Genomic DNA, 462 nt, shown 5'->3' with positions numbered 1-462 from the left:
AGGGACGAACCTGCTTGACAGGCTCTTCGCCCCCCAGCCCCTGCCGACCCGGCCTCCCCCGGCACATGCCAAGCGTCTCTCTGCGAGGCTCGGGCTGGAGGGGCGCGCCGTGCGCGGCCACGTCGTGCTCCTGGAGTACGACCCCTCCGCAGGCTACGAAAAGGACGTCCTGGACTATGTCGAGGAGGTGGGGGGAACCACCCTCGTCGTCGCCCAGAAGGGGGGGCCTGTCGCACTCGCGCTGGCCGAAACCCCCGGCCTGAGGTTCCTCCTCCTTGACAGCGACGTCTCCTATCCGAAGCCGGGGGAGAGGGAGAGCGAGGTCCTCGTTCCGGAGAGCAACTCCGCCCTCCTGCTCGAGGCGCTGTCGAAAGGGTTCGGGGAGAGCGCCGGGGGAGCCTCCCTCGTCTTCGCCGCGCTCTCGGACATGCTGGTGGCGTCGGGGACGAAGGCGACCTACGA

General features: G+C 69.5%; 1 protein-coding gene. It reads left to right on the top strand.

Annotation, left to right across the window (positions count from 1 at the left end):
• Positions 1 to 109: 109 nt before the first annotated feature.
• On the top strand, positions 110 to 462 hold a 353-nt coding region (locus JRN21_10820; GenBank protein ID MDG6989793.1), incomplete at its 3' end, for a hypothetical protein.

It is taken from the genome of Nitrososphaerota archaeon, assembly GCA_029785825.1.
Taxonomy (GTDB): Archaea; Thermoproteota; Nitrososphaeria; order Nitrososphaerales; family Gagatemarchaeaceae; genus UBA183.
Note: the sequence above shows the minus strand (reverse complement) of the source record. Positions and strands in the feature narration are given on the sequence as shown.